The organism is Bifidobacterium italicum (genome assembly GCF_002286915.1).
In the GTDB taxonomy this organism is placed as follows: Bacteria; Actinomycetota; Actinomycetes; order Actinomycetales; family Bifidobacteriaceae; genus Bifidobacterium; species Bifidobacterium italicum.
Window position 1 is genome coordinate 1 of the sequence record NZ_MVOG01000014.1, and the last position, 22,188, is coordinate 22,188.

The 22,188-nt window shown below is 69.0% G+C and carries 9 protein-coding genes; 2 read left to right on the forward strand and 7 right to left on the reverse strand.

Annotated elements, in window-relative coordinates; all coding sequences use genetic code 11:
* Positions 1 to 107: 107 nt before the first annotated feature.
* The 7 genes from B1400_RS04775 to B1400_RS04805 form a co-directional block, all read right to left on the reverse strand.
* Positions 108 to 908 (reverse strand): variant leucine-rich repeat-containing protein, encoded by an 801-nt coding sequence (locus B1400_RS04775; RefSeq protein ID WP_095613303.1) that lies wholly within the window; start codon positions 906 to 908, stop codon positions 108 to 110.
* A gap of 173 nt (positions 909 to 1,081) precedes the next feature.
* Positions 1,082 to 2,296, reverse strand: a complete 1,215-nt coding sequence (locus tag B1400_RS04780) for a PP2C family protein-serine/threonine phosphatase (RefSeq protein ID WP_095613304.1) — start codon at positions 2,294 to 2,296, stop codon at positions 1,082 to 1,084.
* A 34-nt stretch (positions 2,297 to 2,330) separates the two neighbouring features.
* A complete protein-coding gene (locus tag B1400_RS04785; RefSeq protein ID WP_095613305.1) occupies positions 2,331 to 4,853 on the reverse strand; it encodes a transglutaminase family protein in 2,523 nt (840 codons plus the stop codon).
* A 2-nt stretch (positions 4,854 to 4,855) separates the two neighbouring features.
* The gene (locus B1400_RS04790; protein ID WP_095613306.1) at positions 4,856 to 6,082 is read right to left on the reverse strand and encodes a DUF58 domain-containing protein; all 1,227 of its coding nucleotides are present in this window, start codon (positions 6,080 to 6,082) and stop codon (positions 4,856 to 4,858) included.
* A gap of 111 nt (positions 6,083 to 6,193) precedes the next feature.
* The gene (locus B1400_RS04795) at positions 6,194 to 7,657 is read right to left on the reverse strand and encodes an AAA family ATPase (protein WP_095613307.1); all 1,464 of its coding nucleotides are present in this window, start codon (positions 7,655 to 7,657) and stop codon (positions 6,194 to 6,196) included.
* 74 nt (positions 7,658 to 7,731) lie between these two features.
* Positions 7,732 to 13,743, reverse strand: coding sequence for a fibronectin type III domain-containing protein (locus B1400_RS04800; protein ID WP_095613308.1), 6,012 nt, complete (start codon positions 13,741 to 13,743; stop codon positions 7,732 to 7,734).
* Positions 13,744 to 13,801: 58 nt separating this feature from the next.
* Positions 13,802 to 15,223, reverse strand: a complete 1,422-nt coding sequence (locus B1400_RS04805) for a serine/threonine-protein kinase (protein WP_095613309.1) — start codon at positions 15,221 to 15,223, stop codon at positions 13,802 to 13,804.
* A gap of 284 nt (positions 15,224 to 15,507) precedes the next feature.
* On the opposite strand from B1400_RS04805, the gene B1400_RS04810 reads away from it, so the two are divergent.
* Together B1400_RS04810 and B1400_RS04815 are read left to right on the forward strand one after the other, a co-directional pair.
* Positions 15,508 to 20,382 carry a PD-(D/E)XK nuclease family protein gene (locus tag B1400_RS04810; protein WP_095613310.1) on the forward strand — a complete coding sequence of 1,625 codons (4,875 nt, stop codon included), beginning with the start codon at positions 15,508 to 15,510 and terminating at the stop codon, positions 20,380 to 20,382.
* A 2-nt stretch (positions 20,383 to 20,384) separates the two neighbouring features.
* On the forward strand, positions 20,385 to 22,188 hold a 1,804-nt coding region (locus B1400_RS04815; protein WP_133064622.1), incomplete at its 3' end, for an ATP-dependent helicase.

A 22,188-nucleotide genomic window follows, 5' to 3' on the forward strand; every position in this document is an offset into this window, starting at 1 on the left:
ACACGGGGTGGTCGGAACCGGGGGGAGACGGGCGCGCGGGGGGGGGGGGGGGGGAAACCCCGGGGTGGGTTCCCCGGCCGGCCCCCGCCGTCGTATACGCCGTGGAATCAGCGCTGCTGGCGCTGGGCGATCGACGCGTTCGTCGCCGGTTCGCCGAGCATGCCGAGCCAGTTGAGCAGCTCCGGGTAGATGTACGGGTTCTGCGCGAGCGCCGGATGCAGCTCGGGCGCGTACTGCGCGATCTGCTGCATGACCGTCGTGTCCGGCGTCGTCATCGCGATCTCGGCCGTGAATCCGTAGGGGTTCGTCGCCTGGATCTGCGCATAGGCGTTCGCCGGCTGCGCCTGATCCACCGCCGGCTGTTCGGCCTGCGCCATGTCGGATGCGGCCGTGGAGGCCGCGGGCTGCGAGGCGTCCATGTTCGTCTGCGACGCGTCCATGCCGATGCTGTCGAACTGCGCGCTGAGCATGTCGACGCCGGTCTGCTGCGCCGGCTCGAAGGAGACCGGTTGCGCCTCGGCGCTCGCGTATTCCACGGTGCCGGTCTGGGATGCGATCGGATGCGCCTCGTCGCCGGCCGCGGAGGCGGCCACGGCCGGTCGCGCAGCGACGTTCGCCTGGGCGGCGTCGATCGCCGCGGCGATCGCGGCGGCCTCGTCCAGTGCGGCGTCGTCGACCTGACGGTCCTCGACGGCGCCGAGCTGCGCCTGATAGCCGAGCTGCGCGACGGTCGTGCGCGCGCGCTCGTCGCCGAACTGCGCGATCCAACGCAGCAGTCCCGGATAGGCGCGCGGATGCGCGGCCACGTTCGCGCCGAATTCCGGATTCTCGTAGGCGACCTTCGCGAGCGTGACCGGGTCGGCCTGCGGGTCCTGGATGATCGCCACAGCGTCGTCGTAACTGACCATGATGTGTTCCTCTTTTCCCTCGCCTCGTCCCGACGCGTGGAACGTGCGCCGGAGCAGGACGAATCCATGTCCTTGTTCTTAACTTATCGTCTTCGCGGCCCTCGATGGCGCGCCGTCTCACATCCGGCATGCCATCGTATGCACAAGCGTACGGCGCCCGTCCGCGGCCGCGTTCACGTCTGCAGCGTCGCGTCGTCGATGTCCGAGAGGTCCTCGTCGACCTCGAGCCGTTCGCAGTGCCATGCCTCGGCGCGTTCGGCGTTCCACGGCATGTCGACGACGATGACGGTGACGTTGTCGCCGCCGCCCGCCTCCAGCGACGCGTCGATCAACGCGCGCGCCGCGGCTTCGGCCGTGTCGTGCCGCGCTGCAACGTGTGCAATCGTAGCATCATCGATCTCGCCGTGGCAGCCGTCGGAGCAGATGATGAACCGCCCGGCCGCGTCCGCCATGAAGAAATCCGGGCGGATGCCCATCGGCGAGCCGATGCACTGCGTGATGACGTTGCGCGCGATCGAACGGCGCGCCTCCTCGGGCGTCATCTCGCCGGACTCGATCGCCTCCTGCCGGCGCGAATGGTCGTGCGTGATCTGCGTGAGCGACGTCGCGTCCCAACGGCCGTCGGCGCCGAGGCCCATATGGTAGGTGCGTGAATCGCCGACGTTGACGACGTAGCACATGTGCGGTTCGGCGTCCGGCAGCAGCTGTCGGATCGCGATCGACCACGCGTCCGGCGCGACGTCGGCGCGGTGCTCGCCGAAACGTGCGCCGGCGTCACCCGCGTCCGGCGTGGCGGCGGCCACGGCCGCGTCGACGGCGTCGGCGCCGGGCTGCGTCATGTCCCAGTCGTCGCCGAACCCGGACAGCGGCCGCAGTTCGTCGATCGCGCCGAGCGTCGCGATCGCGTTGTACCGCGCGCTGTGCTTCGGATGATGCGTCGTCGTCGGTTTCCTGTGCGCGTCGGCGAAATGCGTCGCCCCGTCCGCGCGGCCGCATTCGAGTTCGTCAGCCGTCGCGACGCCATCCGCGGCGTCCTCGTCCGCGCCGCCGACGGCATGGCGTGCGCCGGCGGACGCGAACCACTGCGGCAGCACGATGCCGGTGACCGTCGTGCCGGCGATGCCGCCGAGCGTGAGCCCGAGCGCACGCGTGCGCGACTGCGCGCGCTCGAGCGTCTCCTCGATTGAGGCGCGCGTGCGCGACGCCTCCCGTGCGAGCTGGGCGAGCTCCTCGACGGCGATCGCGCTGGCGCGTTCGCCTCCCGATTCGCCGCCCATGCCGTCGCAGACCATGTAGACGCCGCGTTCGGCGAGCCAGCTGTCCTGGTTCGTGCGGCGCCTGCGTCCGATATCGGTGAGCGCAGCGACACTGATGACTGCCTGTTGCATGCGCGTCCTTCCTACCCGTTCCCCGCTGCCTGCGTCAGTGACGCGCATGGGAGAAACGGCGCTTCCTGTGCTTGCTGTCCGCCGACGCTGATTCGCCGGCGCGGCGCGGCGCCGACTGTTTCTCGTCGTTCGCCTCGGCCTTATGATACCCGACCGTCACATCGACCGGTTTCATCTGCCGCACGCCGCGCAGCGACAGCTTCGTGCGCCAGCGTCGCATGCGTGGCAGCGTCGCGAGCATCGCCGCGCGCAGTTCGTCGATGGCGTGCCAATACGTCGACGCCTGCTCATCGCTGACGTCCTGCCCGGAGAAGGTCGCGTAGTCCGCCTGCCTGCAGGCCGACTGCATCGCCGTCGGATCGAGCTTGAGCTGCTCGGTGATCTGGCTCGCCTGCTCACGGCGTGTGCCGTGCGCGTCGATGCCGCTCTGCCGCGCGAGCACGGCGAGCGACTGCCATCCCGAGGCCATGCGCATCTGCGGGCGTCCGCGTTTGCGCAGCATCGCGAGCTGGATCGCCTTGCCGAGCAGGATCGCGCCGCATATGAGCAGGAGGGCCCACACCGGCGACCCGTAGAGTGCGACCTGGCCGATGACGTGCCCCGCGCGCGCCCACTTCGACGGTTCGGGCGCTTCCGCCGCCTCGGTGCCGCCGAACGACGACTGACTCGTCGTGTTCGTCTCGTCGCGCAGCGGATCGGTGAGCGGCAGCGGCGGCTGCCGCACGAGGTTCTGCGGATTCGGCGGCGTGAGGTTCTGGTCGTCGTCCGGCGTCTTCGTCTCCTTCGGCGTCGGATAGAACGGCACCCACCCGTAGCCTTCGAGATTGATTTCGACCCATGCGGTCACGTCGTTGCCGGTGAAGTCGATGACGGTGCCGTCGCCTTCCGTCTGCGTGCGCGCGTTCGAGATGTCGCCGTCCTTGTCCTTCGGCAGGAAGCCGAGTACGACGCGGCTCGGCAGACCGAGTTCGCGCGCCATCAACGCCATCGCCGACGCGTACTGTTCGCTGTCGCCGACCATTTCGCCGCCGAGCAGCTGCGCGATGCGATGGTTGCCATGTCCGGGGCTCGATTGGTAGTCGGAGCCAAGGCCGTGCGAGAACCATCCTTGGTCGCGCAGCATCGCGACGAGCTGCTGCGCCGCCTCGCCGCCGTGCGATTTGCCGCCGGCCGTCGCCGACGCGAGCTTGCCGACCTCGTTCGGCACGTCGTCGGCCTTCGGCTGGTCGATGCGCGCCGCCTCGGCCTCGGCGACCTGTTTGTCGCTCGGCTCGTCGGGGATGATGCCGCTTTCCGTGTACGTCAGTCCCTTCTTCACGCCGTCGCGCAGCAGGCCGGAGTCGGTGCCGACGTTGTAGTAGAACGATTCCGCGTTTTTCTCGTTGCCGAAGCGCACTGACGTGGCCGCGCCGGCGAGCGGCAGCCAGTCGTCGCCGAGGCCGTCGCGCACCGTGAACTTCGCCGTGAACGGCCTGCCTTCGGCATCGTTGCGGATCGACGTGCCGACGCGCGCATAGTTCGCCGAATCGCGCGACTCCCTCGAATCGGAGAGGTTCCACACGTTGCCGTCGAAGCGGTCCATGACGGCGAGCCGCACGCTCGTGCCTTCGGGCAGTCCATGCACGGTGAGCACCGTCGTGTCCTTGTACGATTTGATGTAGGCGCGCATCGTGCTCAACGGGCTCGTGTAGTCGTTCGGGCTCAGCGGCGGCTCGTAGTGGTCGCGCAGGATCGTGCGCTGCGCCGGCAGCATCAGGCAGCCGCCGAACGCGACGGCCGCGGCGAGCACGACGATGACGAGCGAACTGATCCATCGTCCCGACTCGAACATCCGCATCCGCCACGACAGCCAGACGATCATGATTAGCGCGAACATGATGCCGCAGGGGATGCGCGCGACGCCGTCCGCGGTGCCGAGCAGCGCGCACCCGCACATCGCCGCGATCTCGAGCGCGATCGACGCGACCGACCAGCGCGGGTCGTCGAGCAATGCGAAGAAGCCGGCGATCGCCGCCGTCCACAGGCACAGCGTCCACACGGCGAGCAGCGCGCCCTGCGCGTCGCCGACCGGGGGCTCGATCGCGATCAGGTACTTGAACGAGCCGAAGGTCTCGCGCCAGCCGAGCCGCAGCGTCTCGAGCGAGGGGACGACATGGCCGATCGTCGTGTCGTTGAGGCAGACGACCGGGCCGACGATCCACTGCGCGAACACGAGGAGGAACAGCTGCCACCACAGCCGCAGCGTCGGCAGGACGCCGGCGAAGGCGATGAGCGCGCCGATCACGGCGGCCGGCACGGCGGCGGTCGCCCATGCGCCGGCCGATCCGTACACGTCGATGAGGTTCGCGGCGCACAGCAGCGTCGCGACGGCGACGACGGCGCATGAGACGAGCGCGGGGCGCGCCTCGGTCTTCTCGCGCACGATGCGGTGCGTCGGCCTGCCGGTGTTCGTCGACCAGATGACCGAATGCGTCGTCATCGCCCATGAACCGGTCTCGGTCGACGTCTGCGTGCCGCCGGTCGTCAACGAGGCGTCGGAAATCGGAGTCGGTGCCATGCTCATCTCAGTGCCCCCATGATCTGCGGAAGGTCGTCGAGCGTGTTGACGGTCGCCAACGTGAAGTCGGGGAAGCGGCGCAATGTGCGCGGCTCGGTCGGCGTCGTCTGCAGCACGAGGCAGGTCGCGTTCGGCGGCAGCGCCATCATCATGCGGCGGATGTCGTCGAGCGGCTTCGCATGGCCGACGGTGAAGCAGTAGAAGGACGCGTCCGGCGTCGCGGCGAGCGCCTCCTGCGCGAGGTTGCGCCGGTCGCGGAAGTCGGGTTCGATCGCGCTGCACATGTCGAGCAGCTCCATCGGGTTGCGCGGGTTGAGGTTCGTGCGCGCCACATGCGTGTAGAGCGGGCGGTCCTCGAGCAGCGCCTGCACGCCGATCGACGCGTGCACGCTGACGGCGAGCTCGAACTCGTCCTTGCTCATGTAGTCGTCCGGGTTGACGTCGAGCGTCACCGACGTGTCGGTGCGGCGCGTCGCCTCGTACTGGCGCAGCATCAACGTGCGCGTGCGCGCCGAGCTGAGCCAGTGGACGTGGCGCACGTCGTCGCCGGGTTCGTATTCGCGCAGGCCGTAGAAGTCGAGGTCGTCGTCGACGATGTCGCCGCTCGGGTTGCCTTCGAGGTCGCGCGGGATGCCGGCGTGCAGCGAGTCGAGCATGACGATGTCCGGATGGATGTAGACGTTGAAGTGCTCGGCGAGCTGATGCTCATGCCGCATCAGGCCGAAGGGGTCGCCCTTGCGGATCGTCAGCGGGCCGACGTCGAGGACCGAGCGCGACAATGCGCGGAACGTGACGGTCGTGTGCTTCGACTGACGCGCCGCGAGCATCGGGATCGAGAAGCGTTCGTGCTCCTGACCGAGCGGAAGGTCGGCGCGGGCGCTCGCCGTCGGCGTCGTGCCCGGGTTCGTGACGTCGACCTGCACCGCGACCTCGTCGCCGACGCCGACGCGTCGGTCGGAGACGTCGATCGTCGCGTCGAAGGACGTGTTGCCGATCGACAGCACGAGCGCGGCGAGCAGCATCGTCACGAGCACGAGGCACAGCGCGAGCATCTCCGTCCAGCCGAGCGTGAGGTAGAGGACGAGCCCGGCGACGGCGAGCGCGAGCGCCGTCCAACCAAGCGGCGAGACGTAGGCGGTGGCGATGTGGCGCGCGCGGCGCGTGAAGCGGCTCCAGCCGCGGATGAACGCGCGTTTGCGCGCCCTGGCGCGCAGTGCGGAATCGGTCATGGGACGAACCTTCCGATGGGACGACGAAGTGGGGGATTGACGGTGGCGGCGATGTGGATTGCCGGCGGGAAGGTTCCACCGCGCAATCCACATCGGTGCACAATGCGGCGATCAGTGCACGTCGAGCTGCGGCGCGGGGATCTCGCCGAGGATCCGCGCGAGCACGTCCTCGGGAGTGTTCGCCGCGAACACGGCGTCCGACGTCAGCAGGATGCGGTGGGCGAGGACCGGCACGGCGAGCGCCTTGACGTCGTCGGGGATCACGTAGCCGCGTCCGTCGGCGGCCGCCCAGACGCGGGCGCAGCGCGTAAGAGCGAGCGCGCCGCGCATCGACGAGCCGACGGCGATGCTTTCGTCATGGCGGGTGCTTTCGACGATGCGCATGATGTATTCGAGGATCGCGTCGGCGACCCTGACCTTGTTCGCGATCGTGCGCATCGCGAGGATGTCGTCGCCGCCCGCGACGGCCCCGAGCTCGCCGGCGCGGTCGGTGATGTTCACCTGGCGCAGGATGTCGAGGCTGTATTCGGTGGACGGGTAGCCGATCGTCGTCTTGATCAGGAAACGGTCCATCTGCGCTTCCGGCAGCTTGTATGTGCCGAGCTGCTCGATCGGGTTCTGCGTCGCGATGACGATGAAGGGCTGCGGCACCGGATGCGTGTGGCCGTCGACGGTCACCTTCTGCTCCTCCATGACCTCGAGCATCGCCGACTGCGTCTTCGGCGAGGCGCGGTTGATCTCGTCGGCGAGGACGATCGACGCGAAGATCGGGCCCTCGCGGAAGCTGAACTCGCCGCTCTTCTGGTCGTAGAACGTGACGCCGACGACGTCCGACGGCAGCAGGTCCGGCGTGAACTGGATGCGCTTGAACGAGACGCTGACCGAGTTCGCGAGCGCGCGGGCGAGCTGCGTCTTGCCGGTGCCCGGATTGTCCTCGAGGAGCACATGGCCACCGGCGACGAGCGCGGTGACGCACTGGCGCACCGGCGTCTCCTTGCCGACGACGGCCTGCGAGACGTTGTCGACGATCGCCGAGAAGTGGCGCTTGAAGTCGGCGATCTCCTCGTTGCTCGCCGCGCCGGAGCCGGCGACGGCGCCGATCGGCGGCAGCGCGTTGTGGACGGTCGCCGTCGTGCCGGCGAGCGCGGGGGAGGAGGGCGTGGACGGCGTCGCGGAGGTGGCCGATGCCGGCGGCGTGACGGACGGAGCGGCCGTCGCCGTCTGGGATGGGGAGAGGATCGTCTCGGCGACGCCGGCCGGCGTGACGGGAGTCGCCGAAGCGGCCGGCGTATTCGTCGAGGTGGCCGGCGAGGTCGCCGGCGTCGAGGCGAGGATCGTGCCGTCGCCGTCGAGGTCGGCGCCGCCCGTCGTATGCGTGTGCTCGAACATCTCGCGCGTCGGCAGATCGGGCATGACGACATGCGGCACCGACGGCTTCGGCGTCGACGCGTCGGCGAGCACCGTCTCGTCGGCGCTCGCGGCGGCCGCGTCCTCGACGGCCGATCCATGGGCGCCGGCGAGCACCGTCTCCTCGTCGATGTCCTGCCCGTGCGGGGTCTCGTTGTGCTGCGTCATCTGCTGGCTCCTTGTGTTGATGGGTTCGATGTGTTCGATGAGTTGTTTGATGATGTATTACTGCGCGCGGTGGCTTACAGGAATACCATCGAGCGGCTGCCCGGCACGGCGACGAGCTGCCCGTAAGGCCGCAGCGACCGCTGGCGGAAGGCGCTCGGCTGCGCCTCGCCGCCCTCCGACGGCGACGGCGACGGCTCGCTCGGCGACGGCGAAGGATCGGGCGTCGGGGCCGGCTTCGTCGCACGGATGCCGCGAACCTGACCGGCGACTGATGCCTCGTATTTCGTATCCTCGTTGATCGTCACCGTGAGTTTCCATGTCGCATTGTCCGGGGCCTTGTCGCCGACGATGACCTCCGTCGTAGTCGGTTCCGTATAGTCCTGCGATGCGCCAGACACAGACAGCGCGAAGGAGTAGCCCTGATTGTGGGCGTTCACGGCACCTTCGTTATGGACGTGGATCTTGTTGGGATCGGTCCTGTCCCATTCGAGCCAGAACTTGCTTTGATCGATACGCGGATTGACCTTGTACTTGTATTCGGTATTGCGCTTGGAGTCCTTTTTATCGCCGGGCTTATTCATGAAATACGGTGTGACCTCAGCTGGCGGACATGTATCCCAGGGCTCGATCTCCGTTGTGGCGGAACCATGAGGTTCCTTCATGCCTGATGCAGAACCGAAATCAAGCTTCACTTCCTTGACTCTACCCGTGGATTCCCAAGCCACCGTGCAGACTTTGCCAGAACCGTCAAGTCTGGTGATTGCGACGGCACCGATGTTCACTGTGATTGGAATCGATGGCGACGGCGCGGATGTGCTCGGCTTCGCTCCAGATTTTTCCGGATTGATGGTCGCCGTCACAGAGAAATCCTTGAAATACATGTTGTCATCATCAATGTGAATCTGCTTCTCAACAGAGTTTTTGCCGGAACAATCCACAGATCCATAAGATCCGAACGTAATCGTCGAGCAGCCGGCATTACGCGTGTTGTTGACGGTGGCTGTGAGGACGATTTGGTCTTCAGCGGTCTGCTTCGCCACCACGGTTGGCGCATCCGGATCGCCATAGACCTTGTCTTCATTGGTCTTGGGCTCCGAGGGAATACCGTTACCGACCTCGTTATGCGCCGTCACCGTGACCGTGTAGATGCCGCTGGTGATCTGACCGTTCGGTACATCGAACGTCGTGCTTGTCTCGGAAGCCGGAACCGTTTTGGCCCCCAGTCCGGCGGCTTGGATGGTATAGCTGTCAGGCTTGCTTGCCGTGTCCTTCGGGACTTTCCAACTCACATTCAGCTTCTGGTAGCCGCCGGTCACTTGCACATCCTGTGGCGCGTCGGGCGTCTTGTCCGGCTTGCCGTTGGCGGGATCGGAGGATTCGGACCAGCCGACTTCGTTCTGCGCGCGCACGGTGAACGTGTAGTCGGTGCCGTTCTTCAGGCCGGAGATCAGACATGAGGAACCGGGGTCGCACAGCTTCTTGCCCTCATTCCAACTGACTTCGTAGGCGGTGATAGGGCTGCCGTTCGCGTTGCCCGGTGTCCAGCTTACGACGACAGCGCCGTCCTGCGATTCGGCCTTGTTATGAATGATCGGCGCATCCGGCCTATCGACGACCGAGAACGTGTAGGCGGCCGTCACCTGGCGGTCGGCACTGCCGGTCGCGTCGCCGACCGTCACGAGGACGCGCGTCGACGACGCGCCGATGTCCTTCGCCGCCGTCACCGCGATGCGCGAACCGTCGACCGACACGGACAGCTTGCCGCCGTCGTCGGAGGCCGCGGACACGATCTTGAGCGGCGAATCGGGGAACGGGTTGTAGGCGTCGGCGAGCACGTCGACCTGCTTCGTCTCGCCGGCCTTGATCCGCGTCGTCGTGCCGTTGACGCGCGCGAGCGGACGCGTCGACGCCGTCACGCGCGCGGTGAGGCCCGCCTGCACGACGCCGCCGTTGTCGCCGTAGGCGATCGAGATCGGGATCGACGCGGTCGCGCCCGGCTTCGCCGTCGTGTCGGCGCTCACGGTGAGCTTGCCGTCGGCGCTCACGCTCGCCGTGATGCCTCCCGAGCTCGTGCCGCCCGTATACCTGAACTTCGCGTCCTCGTCGGATTCGGTCGTGTGCGTCAACGCGCGCAGGTCGATCGTCGTCGGGCTTTCGCCGGCCACGACGTCGACGGTCGTCGACGAGAAGGTCGGCGCCGGCACCTCATGGCCGATGACCGTGATCGGCAACGTGATGACCGACGAATTGACGATCTTCACGTTGCCCTTGCCCTCGCGCTTGCCGTCGGTCACCGTGAACGTGATCGACGCGGGACCGCCGTAGTCCTTCGCCGCCGTGAACTTGAGCGTCTGGTCGTTGACGTAGAGGTCGGCGTTCGCGGCCTTCGTCGCGCTGACCGAATCCTTCTCGACGACGGCCGTCTTGCCGACGCCGACGCGCACGTAGTCGGCGACGTTGATCGTGATCGACGAGCCGGCGTTGACGCTCAGCGGCGGCGCCTTCGGGCGCAGCTGCGGCGGGAAGACGCCGTAGGCGGGCACCATGATGAAGGCCGTCGACGTGATGCCGTGCTCGGTGTTCGTGACCGTGTACGGCACGGCGCGCGCCTCGTCGGTCAGCTCGATCGAGACCGTCGTCGGCTTGCCGGAGGCCATATGCGCGTGGTCGCGGGCCGATTCGTCGACGTCGACGGCGAGTACGTCGCTCGAGCCGGAGGGGTTCGCGATGAACTTCGAGACGTCGACGTCGACCGAGCGTTTGTCGATCGTCGCGATCGCCGGCACATGGTAGTCGTAGGCGGTCGGCGGCTCGATCGGCGCCTTCGGGTCGACGTTGACGGTGAGCGTCGCGCGGTCGGAGATGCCGGCCTTGTTGCTGATCGTGTAGACGATGTAGCCGGTGCCGGCCGTCGACGGCGTCGTGAACGAGACCATGTCGTTCGTCACCTTCGCGTCGGTGACGCCCTGCGCCTCGAGTTCCTTCGCGACGGTGAGCTTGCTGTCGTCGCTCGAGACGTCGTTGAGCAGCACCGGCACCGTCGTCGCCGTGTTCGGTCGCAGCGTCACCGTGTCGTCTCGCGCGTAGACGCTCGAGTTCGCGCCGCTCCTGAAGATGCCGACGCGCACGTTCGCCTGCGCGCGGCGCCCGGTCCAATCCTCGACGGCGTAGCTGAACTCGTCGGTGCCCGACGAATCCTCGTAGGCCTCGTAGACGAGGTAGTCGGCGCCGACCTCGCTGATGCGGCCGAGCTGGGGCACCGTGTTGCCCAGGCCGAGCAGCTGCACGTCGTCGCCGTCGTTGTCGATGCCGCGCAGCGTGATCGGGATGCGGATCTTCTGGCCGGCGGCGACCTGCGCCTCGACGTCCTTCGGGCTCGCGGCGGCCTTCGCGTCGGCGTCGGCGCGGTGGACGTTGAACGTGATCGTCGCGGACGCGCTGTTGCCGAGCGTGTCGGTGACGGTGTAGGTCACCGGGTAGGAGCCGGGTTCGCCCGGCGCCTGGTAGCGCACGATGTCGGAGGCGACGAACACGAGCCCCCTGAACGTGCTCGCGTCGTACTGCAGCTTGTTGCTCAACGTGATCGTCGTGCCGTCCGCGTAGGCGACATGGTCGGGCACGTCGACGGAGACGATGCCGCCGGTGCGCACCGAGACGTCGACGTTGCTCGCCTTCGGCGCGCTGCTCGCGCCGGACAACGCCGGCGGCTGCAGCACGATCGTGCCGGTCGACGACCCGGACGCGTTCGCGACCGTGTATTCGATCTCGACGGGCGCGGTCGGCAGCTGCATGGCCGTCAGGTAGACGCGCTTGTTCGCGACGATGCCGGCCTTGATGCTCGAATCGGCCGGCGCCTTCACGTCGGTCACCGAAAGGACGCCGCCGAGCGGATCGACGTCGTTCGCCAACGGCTCGACGATCGCCGTGTTGTCGGCGCCGAGCAGCGCGACGTCGTTCGCGGCGACGGGGCGCGCCTCGTCCTTCGCGAGCGCCTCGACCTCGACGCGCACGAGGCCGGTCGCCGGGATCGCGCCCTGCGTGGCCGTGTAGGAGACGTAGTAGGTGCCGGTCTGCTGCGCCGTGAACGTGAAGCCCATGTCCGAGGGGTGCGGCGACGCCGTCGTCTTGTCCGGGGCCTCGACGTCGCTGATCTTGACCGGGTCGACCGAGGTGCCGTGCACGTAGGGTTTGAGGTCGATCTGCGTCGGCGTGTTCGGCGTCGTCCTCTTGACGACCGGATCGATGCTCGCCGGCAGCGTGTGCGCCGGGCGCACGGCGAAGTACATCGTGCCGGTGGCCGTCTCCTTGCCGTCGGAGACGGTGAGCTTGACGGTCGCGCGCCCCGAGTTCATCGATCCGGCGTTGAACGTGAGCTGGCCGTCGGCGCGCGTCGAGACGGTGGCCTCCTCGGTGTTCTCGACGTGCGCGTCGACGAGCGTGAGCGGGTCGCCGTCGTCGTCGGTGAAGCCGCCGAGCGCGTTGCCGGTGTAGCTCGCGCCCTGCTCGACGTCGATCTGCTCGGGCGTCTCGACCTGGCGCGGCGCGTGGTTGCCGGAGTTGGATTCGAACCTGAGCGTGACCGTCGCCGAGCTCGTCTGGTCGCGCCCGTCGCTGATCTCATAGGTGAAGGTCGCCGTGCCGGCCGACGCGTCGGCGGCGTTGAGCTGCAGATAGCGGCCGTCGTAGATCGGCGAGACGGTGAGCGAGCTGTTCTTCGGCGCGCTCACCGACGTGATGCGCAGCACCGAGCAGTCGGTCTGCTCGTCGTTCCTGAGCACGTCGAGGATCTGGTGGGAGCCGACGCGCGCGCCGAACTCGTCGTCCTCGGCCTTGATCTGGCCGGATTTCGACGAGCACTGCTTCTCGAAGTTGCGTTTGCTGTTCGTCGCCTCGTCGTTGTTCCGCTCGCGGCTTTCCTGCTTGGTCTCGATCTTCTTCCACTGGATCTTGATGACGCTCGTGTCGACATCCGGGTTCCACAGGTTGCCGTTGAGCACGTCGTTGAGCACGGCGCGGCGGTGGTTGACGCGGTAGACGAGCTGCGACGTGGGCGTGACCTCCTCGAGCGTCTTGAACTGCGCGTCCGAGCCGGCCGAACACACCTTGATCGCGTTGTGCGCCTGCTGCGCCCACGCGCCCTGCACGCAGCCGCCGAGCGAGACCGGCTGCGCCGGCTCGCCCTTGGCGCCCGAGCTCAGCAGGCGCGGGTCGCCGTTCTTCGACGAGAGGTCGACGAGCGCCAGTCCGCTCTGCGCGCCGGCGGCGACCCAGTCTCCCTGCTCGCCGTCGGCGCTCGGCGCCTGCAACGTCAGCGGACCCGCGTCCTTGAACTCGGCGCTGCCGTCCTTGTCCCAGATCAGACGGTCGCCGGAGGCGATGACCGGATGCTCGCCGACGACGGTGAACGAGTCGGCGCTCTGCGCGCCGTCGGCGAGTTTCGCAACCTCGCGCGGCTCCATCGACGTGGCCGGGTCGACGGCGAGGACCTTCGCGTCGCGCGGACGGTAGCCGTAGACGGTGCCGTCGTGCGCGACGGCGACCTTGCCGCCGACGCCGAGCCTCATCGTCGGGTCGCTGTCGACGGGGCGGATCGATTTGATGTCGGAGGCGCCGCCGACCCAGACGCTGCCGCGCTGCGTGTCGAACATCGCGACGGTGTCGCCGCCCACATAGGTGCGGATGCCGTTCTTCGTCGGCGTCGCGTCGGCCATCGACACCGTCGCCTGGTCGATCGACGCCGTCGACGCGTCCTCGTCGAGCATCGTGACGGCGCCCGCCTGCGCGACGTCGAACTGCGCGCCGGTGGCCATGACGGCCACGTCCGGCTCCTGCAGCGTCACGTTGAAGCGCGCCGCCTTGCCGTCGTTGAGCGACGTCACCCACACGGTGCCGTCGTCGAGCTTGAGATGGCGTTCGGTGACCGAGCTGACGATGAACGCGCCGATGATGACGGCGAGCACGGCGAGCAGGCACACGAGCGGCACGAGCCACGGCCTCCTGCCGGTGCGCAGCACCGACTGCAGCCGTTCCTTGCGCCGCGTGCCGCGCTCGTATCCGTCGTTCGTGCGCTTGCCGTTGAGCTTCATCGTTGCCTCTTCTCCGTTCTCCGTCTCCCCGGGATGCCCGTGCCGCCGTCCGTGCCGTTCACTTGACCGCGCAGGTGGTCGCCGGCGTCGACGACATGCGCCGGTCCTGCCGCACGATGCTCACCTGGATGCATGTCTGCGCGCCGTCCGACGCCGGCACCTCGACCGACGTCCCCTCGATCAGCTTCGCGTTCGCCTGCCCGGAGTCCGCGCCGTTGATGATCGACCACGCGTAGCGGTCGCCGTCCTGCGGATCGGGGTTGCTCCACGTGAACTTGACGGTGTCGCCCTCATAGGCGCCGGACAGCTCGATCGGCGAGGGCACCGTCGTCGTGACGTCGTCATCGTCGTCGCCCCCCGATGTGCCGTTCATGCCCGGGTTGACGACGGTCGCCGTCCCCGTGTCCCCCGAATGGTCGAGGTTCGGCAGGATGACGGCGGCGAAGACGATGCCGAGCACGGCGAGCGCGGCGACGACGACCGCCGTGACGATGAGCGGCCTGCGGTCCTTCGGCTTCGCCGGCGCGGCCGGCAGCGAGGCGCCCTGCGCACCCGCCGTCGCCATCGCGGCGCGCGTCGGATACGGCTCTATGCCCTGCACGTTGACCGGCGTCGCGTGCCCGTACAGCTGGATCTGCACCTCCTGCAGCGCGCGCGCGAACTCGACGGCCGTGAAATAACGGTTCGCCGGATCCGGGGCGAGCGCCTTGAGCAGCACCCGCTGCAGCGACTGCGGCACGTCGGCGCGGTTGATCGGCGGCACCGGCTTGTGCATGATGCAGTCGACGAGCTCGTCGATCGTCCGCGGGTCGTACGCGTATTCGAACGGCGACTTGCCGGCGAGCATCGCGTACAGCGTCGCCGCGAGCGAGTAGATGTCGCTGCGGTCGTCGCCGCCGCCGCGCGATGCGATGACCTCCGGGGGCGCCCACGGCGGCGAGTAGCCGGTGCTGCGGTGGTCGTAGATGTTCGTCGCGATGCCGAAGTCGGCGATCGCCGGCACGCCCTGCGCCGTGATCAGGATGTTGCTCGTCTTGAGGTCGCGGTGCACGGTGTTGTTGCGGTGCGCCAGATACAGCGCGCTCGCGAGCTGCACGCCGTAGTCGAGCGTCCTGTCGACCGTGTAGACGCCCTGCGCGGCGATGATGTCCCTGACCGAGCCGGCGGGCGCGTATTCGAAGATCGTGTACGGACGGCCGTCGTCGGTGACGCCGGCGCCGTGGACGGTGAGGATGTTCGGATGCTGCAGCGACGCCATGAAGACCGCCTCGGTCTTGAAGCGCGCGCCGGCCTTCGAGTCGAGGTGCGTCGTGCCGACCTTGATCGCCACGTCGCGTTCGGTCGCCTCCTGCCGGTAGCGGAAGACGTAGGCCGTCGACCCCTTGCCGATGACACCCACGTAACGGTAGCCCCTCAGACGCGGCGGGACGGGGTTGCCGGCCGGTTTGCGTGCGGCCGTGGATGCGGTCCTCTGTGGCATGAATCCGATTCCGTTCTTCTCCGCGGCCCCGCCGACGCGGTTCCGCCCCCGGGGCCGCATCGAAACGCGCGCGTATCGTTGTTTCCTCTAGGCATAATAATGGCCGAAGCGGTGGTCAATCGGGGCCGTGTATTCACGATGCGGATGCCTCGGGTCCACGTGCGCGGCCGCGCCGCGCGCCCGATGGCGAGCGGACGGCGGAGGCGTTATGCTGGGAAGCCGGGCCGGACGCCGTCGACGGCGTCCGGATGGAGGAACGATCGGCAGGATCCAAAGGGGACGCCATGCAGGAATCGACAGCGAAGGAACCACGGCGGACGCCGGCGCCGCATGACGGTCGTCACAACGGGGACGACGCGCGCGCCGACGCCGTCGACGAGGCGACATGGGCGGCCGTGCGCGACGCGCTCGCGAGCGCACCGGTGCGCGAGATGCTCAAAGCGGAGGATGGGACGGCTGCGGCGGACGCGCATAAGGACGGCTCGGCGCCCGCCGTCCTCGTCGTCGGGCCTCCGCGCTCCGGCAAGACGGCCTTCGCGATCGAGGCGGCGAAGGAGGCGATGACGGCCTTCGGCGCGCAGGGCGCCGTGCTCGCCGTGACGAACCGCCGCCTCGCCGACGACTACACGCCCGAGCTCATCCGCCATGTCGGCGTGAGCACGAGCACGCGTCCGGCGACGACGCTCAACGCGCTCGCGTTCCGCCTCGTCGCCGCGCGCCGCGCGCATGACGGCGAGCCGGCGCCGAGGCTGCTCAACGGCGCCGAGCAGGACGCGCTGCTGCGCCGCGTGCTCGCCGTGCATCTCGACCATGTGCGTTCGGGCGACATGTGCGGCACATGCCGGCTGCTGCGCGACTATTTCCAGAACGAACGCTGGGCCGCATTCGTCGCCGACGGCGGCGCGGCCGCGGGCGGCGACGACCCGTCCGGCGCCGTGACGACCGAGACGTTGCTCGAGGAGGGTGTCAGCGCCGCCTTCGTCGCCCAGCTGCGCGACATGCTCGCGCGCATGGACGAGGTCGGCGCCGGCGCCGGAAGCGAGGAGGCGATGCTCGCCGCCGTCGAGCGCTGCGGCATGCGCGGCGAGCGTCTGCGCATCCAATGGCGGCTCGCCTACGCGCTGCGCGCCGAATACATCGCGACGATGCGCGCGGCCTATCCGGACGAGTACCGGCTCGACGCCAGCTACCTGCAGGTCGCCGGCACCGAGGCCGTCCGCATGCTCGACGGGGGCGACTTGCCGCGCATCGTCATCGTCGATGACGTGCAGGACCTGACGCTCGCCGGCTTCGGCTTCCTCGAGGCGCTGCATGCGCGCGGCGTGCGGCTCGTGCTCGCCGGCAACCCGGACGAGTCGGTGCAGTCGTTCCGCGGCTCGTACCCCGAATACCTGTTCAGGCAGATCGACGAACATCTGCGCCCGGCGCGGATCGCGCTCGCCGACGCCTGCGGCGACGACTACCTGCGCACCGTGCAGGCGCGCGTGAGCCTGTCGATCGCGACGAGCGAGGACGGCCTCGCGCCGATGCCGCAGCGGCCCGGCAAGATGCCGGCGCTGCCCGGCGCCTACCCGATCGCGCCGGTCACACCCGACGACTCGGTGCTCGCGGCCCTCTACCGTACGCCGGTCGAGGAGAGCGACGACGTCGTGTGGCACATCAAGACCGAGCATCTGCTCCACGGCACGCCGTGGAACGACATGGCCGTCATCATGCACGACAACGGCGCGATCCGCGCCTACGGCGAACGCCTGCGCCGCGAAGGCGTCCCGGTGCGCTTCTCGTCGGTGACGCGTCCGCTCGCCGAGGAGCCCTTCGTCGAAGGCCTGTTCTCGCTCATCGAACTCGCGCAGCTGCGCTGCGACGGCGTCGCGAGGCGCGCGACGCCGCTCAAGGCGCTCGCCGCCTTCGTGCGCTCGCGTGTGCGCGCGATCGTCGCGAGCCCGCTGCTCGACGTCGCGCCGAAACGGCGTGACGGCGCGGACGACGACGCGACGCATCCGATGGACATGCACATGATCGACGCCGCGATGCGCGCGCTGCAGTCGATCGCCGACGTGCAGGACCGCGCCGGGCTGATCCGCAAGGTGCATGACGACGAGTACGCCGATCCGGCGCGCGCCGCGCTCGATGCGCTCGCCGACGCGGCCGCCGTCGTCGACGGGGCCGCCGACGCCGTCGCCGCGCGGACCGAGGACATGGCGGCCCATGACGAGGCGCGGACCTTCGACATGATCGCCGACGACGCGCATAAGGCGCCCGAAGACCGCGACGCCGCGGATGCCGCCGCAGACGACGCCGATTCCGAGGACGCCGCGGATGCCGCCGCGTCGTCGCTCGGCGAGCTGCGCAGGATGTGGACGGCGCTGCACGACGAGGCCGTCGCCGCGCACGCCGCCGGCAACGTGCATGCGCTCGGCGACGAGGACGGCGACGACGTCGGCTTCGGCGTCGACTCGCTGTATCTGCTGCTCGCCGACGACGGCGCGCCGAAGGTCGTCGAGACGGTCGCGTCGATCTGCGGCGCCGGCTCCGGCGACCGCCGCCACGTCGGACGCAACGCGCCCGCACTCCGCTTCGCGCGGCTGTGGCGCTACGTCGGCCAGATCGCCGAACGGCTGCGCGCATTGGCGAAGCAGGACGCCGCGCGGCCGCGCTTCGCGCTCGAGGCCGCATGGACCGTCTGCGACGTCGCCTCGCACTGGCAGCGTCTCGCATTGTTCAACACGCCGGTCGGACGCGCCGCGAACGACCGCCTCGACGTGGCGATGCGCCTGTTCGACTATGTGGACCGCAACGGCGGCGCGATGTCGATCACGGCCTTCATCAACCAGGTGCGCCAGTTGCAGATCGAAGCCGACTCGCTCGCGAGGACGGCGCCGCTCGACCAGGCCGTCACGCTGACGACGCCCGCCGGCGCCGTCGGACGGCATTGGCGCCATGTGTGGCTGCCGGGCGTGCAGGAGGGCGTGTGGCCGAACCTCGCGGCGCGCAACACGATGTTCGGCGGCGAGGACCTCGTCGACATCCGCCTGTACGGCGAACTCGACATGACGCGCGGCGAACGCGCCGGGCGGCGCGACATCACGCTGCAGGAGGTGCTCGGCACCGAACAGAAGAGCTTCCTCGTCGCGTTGACGCGCGCCGACGGGCAGGCGCATGTCAGCGCGACGCTCAACGACGACGCCGTGCCCTCCGAATTCCTCTACGGCTATCTGCCCGAGCATTTCGACCGCGAGCGCGATTCGAAGCCCGAGACGCGCGTCTACACGTCGGTCGGCGACGGCGACGGGCTCGCGCTCGACGCCGACGCGCGCGGTCTCATCGCGCTCGCGCGCGAACGGCTTGCGACGTCGGCCGACGGCGGCGTGTCCAAGGCCGACGTGGACGACGCCGTCACGGCGCTCGCGCTGCTCGCCGTCAACGGCTACGCCGACGCCGGCCCCGGCAACTGGCCGTTCCTCGACCTGTGGGGCGCATACCGGCCGGAGCGCAAGCCGGGGGAGGGCGTCGCGTCCGTCGCCGACGCCGCGGCGAGCGCCAACGCGGACACCGCTGTGGAACACGGCGTGGAACATAGTCGCGGCGACGGCAGCAGCCTGCTGCGCGCGACGATCCCGAGCATCTCGAACGTTCCGTTCATCCCCGGGGGGCACGGGGCGAGGGAGAGGCCGGACGACGCCAAGGAGACAGCCGACGCCCGGTCGTCATCGCAGCCCGCGTCATCCACGCAGCAGCCGCATGCGCGCACGGCCGCCGACGGCGCGCCGACCGTCACGTTGTCGCCGTCCGCCGTCGACGCGCTGTGGGGCTGCCCGGTGTGCGCGCGCATGGAACGCGAGTTCTTCGGGCCGACCGTGCAGCCGTTCACGCTCGACTACGGCTCGATCGTGCACGCCGTGCTCGAGCATGCGACGCGGATGGGCTGGGACATGCCCGACTATCAGGACCGGCTCGATCTGGGCGATGCGCAGCTCGAGGCGCGCTTCCGCGACGCGGATTCGCCCGACTACGCGACGTGGGACGAGGTCGCGCGCCGGCGCGCCGAACGCCTCGCCGGACAGATGATCGCCTACTACGAGACGTTGCGCATCGACCCGCAGACGCTGCGCGACGCCGACGAACGCTATGACGCGTCGCTGCGCGACGAGCGCACGCGACAGACGTTGCTCAACGCCGCCGACTACCTCGTGCGCTCGAACCTGCCGATCTACGAGCAGGGACCGGACTCGACCGAGGAGGTCACGGTGACCACCACCGACCGCAAGGGCAACGAGAAGACGAAGACCGAGCACCATCCGCGCCGCTACACGCACAGGAGCCTGCCGACGGTCGGCCGACTCGTCGGGGCCGAGGCGGAGATCTCCTTCGACGCGTCCTTCACGCTCGCCGACATCACGGCCGCGTTCAACGACGCGACGAAGCTGCAGCTCGACGCCGAACAGCTCGCCGCGGTCATGGGCGCGCTCATCGGAGGATGGCCGTGCGAGTGGGACCGGCGGATGCACATCCGCCTGACCGGCCGCATCGACCGCCGCGAGACGCGCCGCGACGAAGGCGGCACGCTGCGCTGGAGGCTCATCGACTACAAGACCGGGCACGCGCACGGGCGCGCCGAGAACTTCAACGACCTGCAGCTCGTGTGCTACCAGCTGGCGATGCGCTTCCCGCACGTCGAGGACGGCGACGCCGGCGCGCGGCTGCCGATCGCGCGCGCCGCATTGTTCGACGTCGCCGAGGTGACCTATCCGTCGGCGAGGAAATCGAAGGCGGAGATGCACTACCAGGAGCCGCTGTTCAACGGCGACGCGCTCAACGCCGGCGCCGTGGGCCGGCGCGACGACCCGAACAGCACCTACGTGATCGCGAAGCTCGGCGGCTTGTTCCCGCAGATCAAGACCTTCGGAGACATCAAGCCGCCCGACGGTGTGGACGAGGAGGTCTGGTCGATGCTGGCGGCGAGCGCGCGCGGGGAATCGAACCTGCTCGTGTGGTCGTTGACGATGATCGCGCGCGTGTTCTACGCGGCCGCCGCGAGTCTGGCGTCGACGATCGACGCGCATCCGACGCCGGAGCACGTCAGGTACTGCCACGACAAGCCGATCTGCCCGGCGTGCGCCGAGAAGATGCAGACCGTGTACGAGACGAAGGGAATGTGACGATGGCCACGCAGTGCACGCAGCGCGCACAGGCGCAGGAACCGCAGCCGGCGCGTCCGGCGAAGAAGACGCCGAGCCGCCAGCAGCGGGCGATCATCGACGCGGCCGCCGACGAGGACCTGCTCGTCGTCGCCGGCGCCGGGAGCGGCAAGACCTTCACGATGACCGAACGCATCATCAGGTTCATCGACGACGGCGTGCCGCCCGAACACATCCTCGGCCTGACCTTCACGAGGAAGGCAGCCTCCGAGCTGCTCACACGCGTCTCGGCGGCCGTGGCCGGACGGTCGAGGACGAAGTCGATGTTCATGAAACCGGATGTGTACACCTACGACGCGTTCTTCCAGTCGATCGTGCGCCAGTACGGCCTGCTCGTCGGCTTCGACCAGCAGACGCAGCCGCTGAGCGAGGCCGGCGCGCGCCAGCTCATCGCGACGACGGTCGGCGAGCATATGGACGTCGTCAGGGACAGCGGCGTCGAATTCACGCGCTTCACGGCGATCGTCGACGACGTCTTCGCGCTTTCGTCGAACATCGCGAGCTCGATGATCGGCGGCGACTGCGACAGCGTCGACGAGGCGGTCGCGCGCATCCGCGCATGGGACCGCGCGTTCCTCGAACGCATCGACGCCATGGGCGTCGACTTCGACGCCGTCGGCGACGAGGCGCCGTCGGTGCCCGAGCTGAGCGCCAAATCGAAGCGGTTGAGCAAATACCAGTACGACCGCCGCGTCAAAGCGAACGGCGAACCGTACGCGCAGGCGCAGCGCACGAACGAGAAGATCGATTACTGGCGCGACCACATCCAGCAGTTCCACATCAAGCAGATGCGCGAGGCGACCGTCAAGCGCGAGTTGCTGCTCACGCTCGTGCAGCTTGTCGCGGACGCGAAGCGGCGCAACCACATGGCCGAGTTCAGCGACTTCACGGTGGCCGCCTACCAACTCGTCACGCGCTTCCCGTCGATCGGCGAACGCTACCGCGCCCGCTACACGCATGTGCTGCTCGACGAATACCAGGACACGTCCACGACGCAGGCGATGCTGCTCGCGAAGCTGTTCTGCGCCCCCGGCGGCAAGTCGGCCGTCAACGCCGTCGGCGACCCGTTCCAGTCGATCTACGCGTGGCGCGGCGCGAGCCCGGGCGCCTTCCGCCTGTTCCAGCGCTCCTTCGGACTGCCCGACGACTACGAGCCGCGCGCGCTGTCGGAGACGCGGCGCAACGCCGTCGTCGTGCTCAGGGCCGCGAACCATCTGACGGCCGCGCTGCGCGGGCGGAAGCGCGACGGCAGCAGCGTGCAGGTGCACGAAGTGGACGTGCGCACGTTGTCGAACGTGACGGACGGCAGCGCCGACGTGCACGAAGGCACGGTCGGCGTCCTCGGCTACGCGACGCGCGGCCAGGAGATCGACGGCGTCGTGCGCTTCGCGAAGCACGCGATCGCCAAACATGAGCGCGAGGACGCCGAACGCATCGCGCGCGGCGAGGAGCCGCGGGGCACGAAGCCGCACGTCGCCGTGCTGTTCCGAGGCAAGACGCAGATCCCGACCTTCCAGGCCGCGCTCGAGGAGGCGGGGCTGACGACCTTCGCCGTCGGCACGTCGTCGCTGCTCGAACAGCCGGAGGTGCTCGACGTGCTCGCGTTGATGCACGTCGTCGCCGACCGCTCCGACGCCGCGTCGCTGATGCGGCTGCTCGCGACGCCGCGATTCGGCCTGGGCGCCGCCGACCTGCGCGCGCTCGCGCGTCTGGCCGACGAACGCAACGTCGACTACCGCTACCGCGCGCTCGTCGAGGCGGGCGTCG

What these genes read in the sequence shown, in the direction of transcription:
- B1400_RS04775 (WP_095613303.1), bottom strand. Translation starts at nt 908, where the DNA reads ATGGTCAGTTACGACGACGCTGTGGCGATCATCCAGGACCCGCAGGCC.
- B1400_RS04780 (WP_095613304.1), bottom strand. Translation starts at nt 2,296, where the DNA reads ATGCAACAGGCAGTCATCAGTGTCGCTGCGCTCACCGATATCGGACGC.
- B1400_RS04785 (WP_095613305.1), bottom strand. Translation starts at nt 4,853, where the DNA reads ATGGCACCGACTCCGATTTCCGACGCCTCGTTGACGACCGGCGGCACG.
- B1400_RS04790 (WP_095613306.1), bottom strand. Translation starts at nt 6,082, where the DNA reads ATGACCGATTCCGCACTGCGCGCCAGGGCGCGCAAACGCGCGTTCATC.
- B1400_RS04795 (WP_095613307.1), bottom strand. Translation starts at nt 7,657, where the DNA reads ATGACGCAGCACAACGAGACCCCGCACGGGCAGGACATCGACGAGGAG.
- B1400_RS04800 (WP_095613308.1), bottom strand. Translation starts at nt 13,743, where the DNA reads ATGAAGCTCAACGGCAAGCGCACGAACGACGGATACGAGCGCGGCACG.
- B1400_RS04805 (WP_095613309.1), bottom strand. Translation starts at nt 15,223, where the DNA reads ATGCCACAGAGGACCGCATCCACGGCCGCACGCAAACCGGCCGGCAAC.
- B1400_RS04810 (WP_095613310.1), top strand. Translation starts at nt 15,508, where the DNA reads ATGCAGGAATCGACAGCGAAGGAACCACGGCGGACGCCGGCGCCGCAT.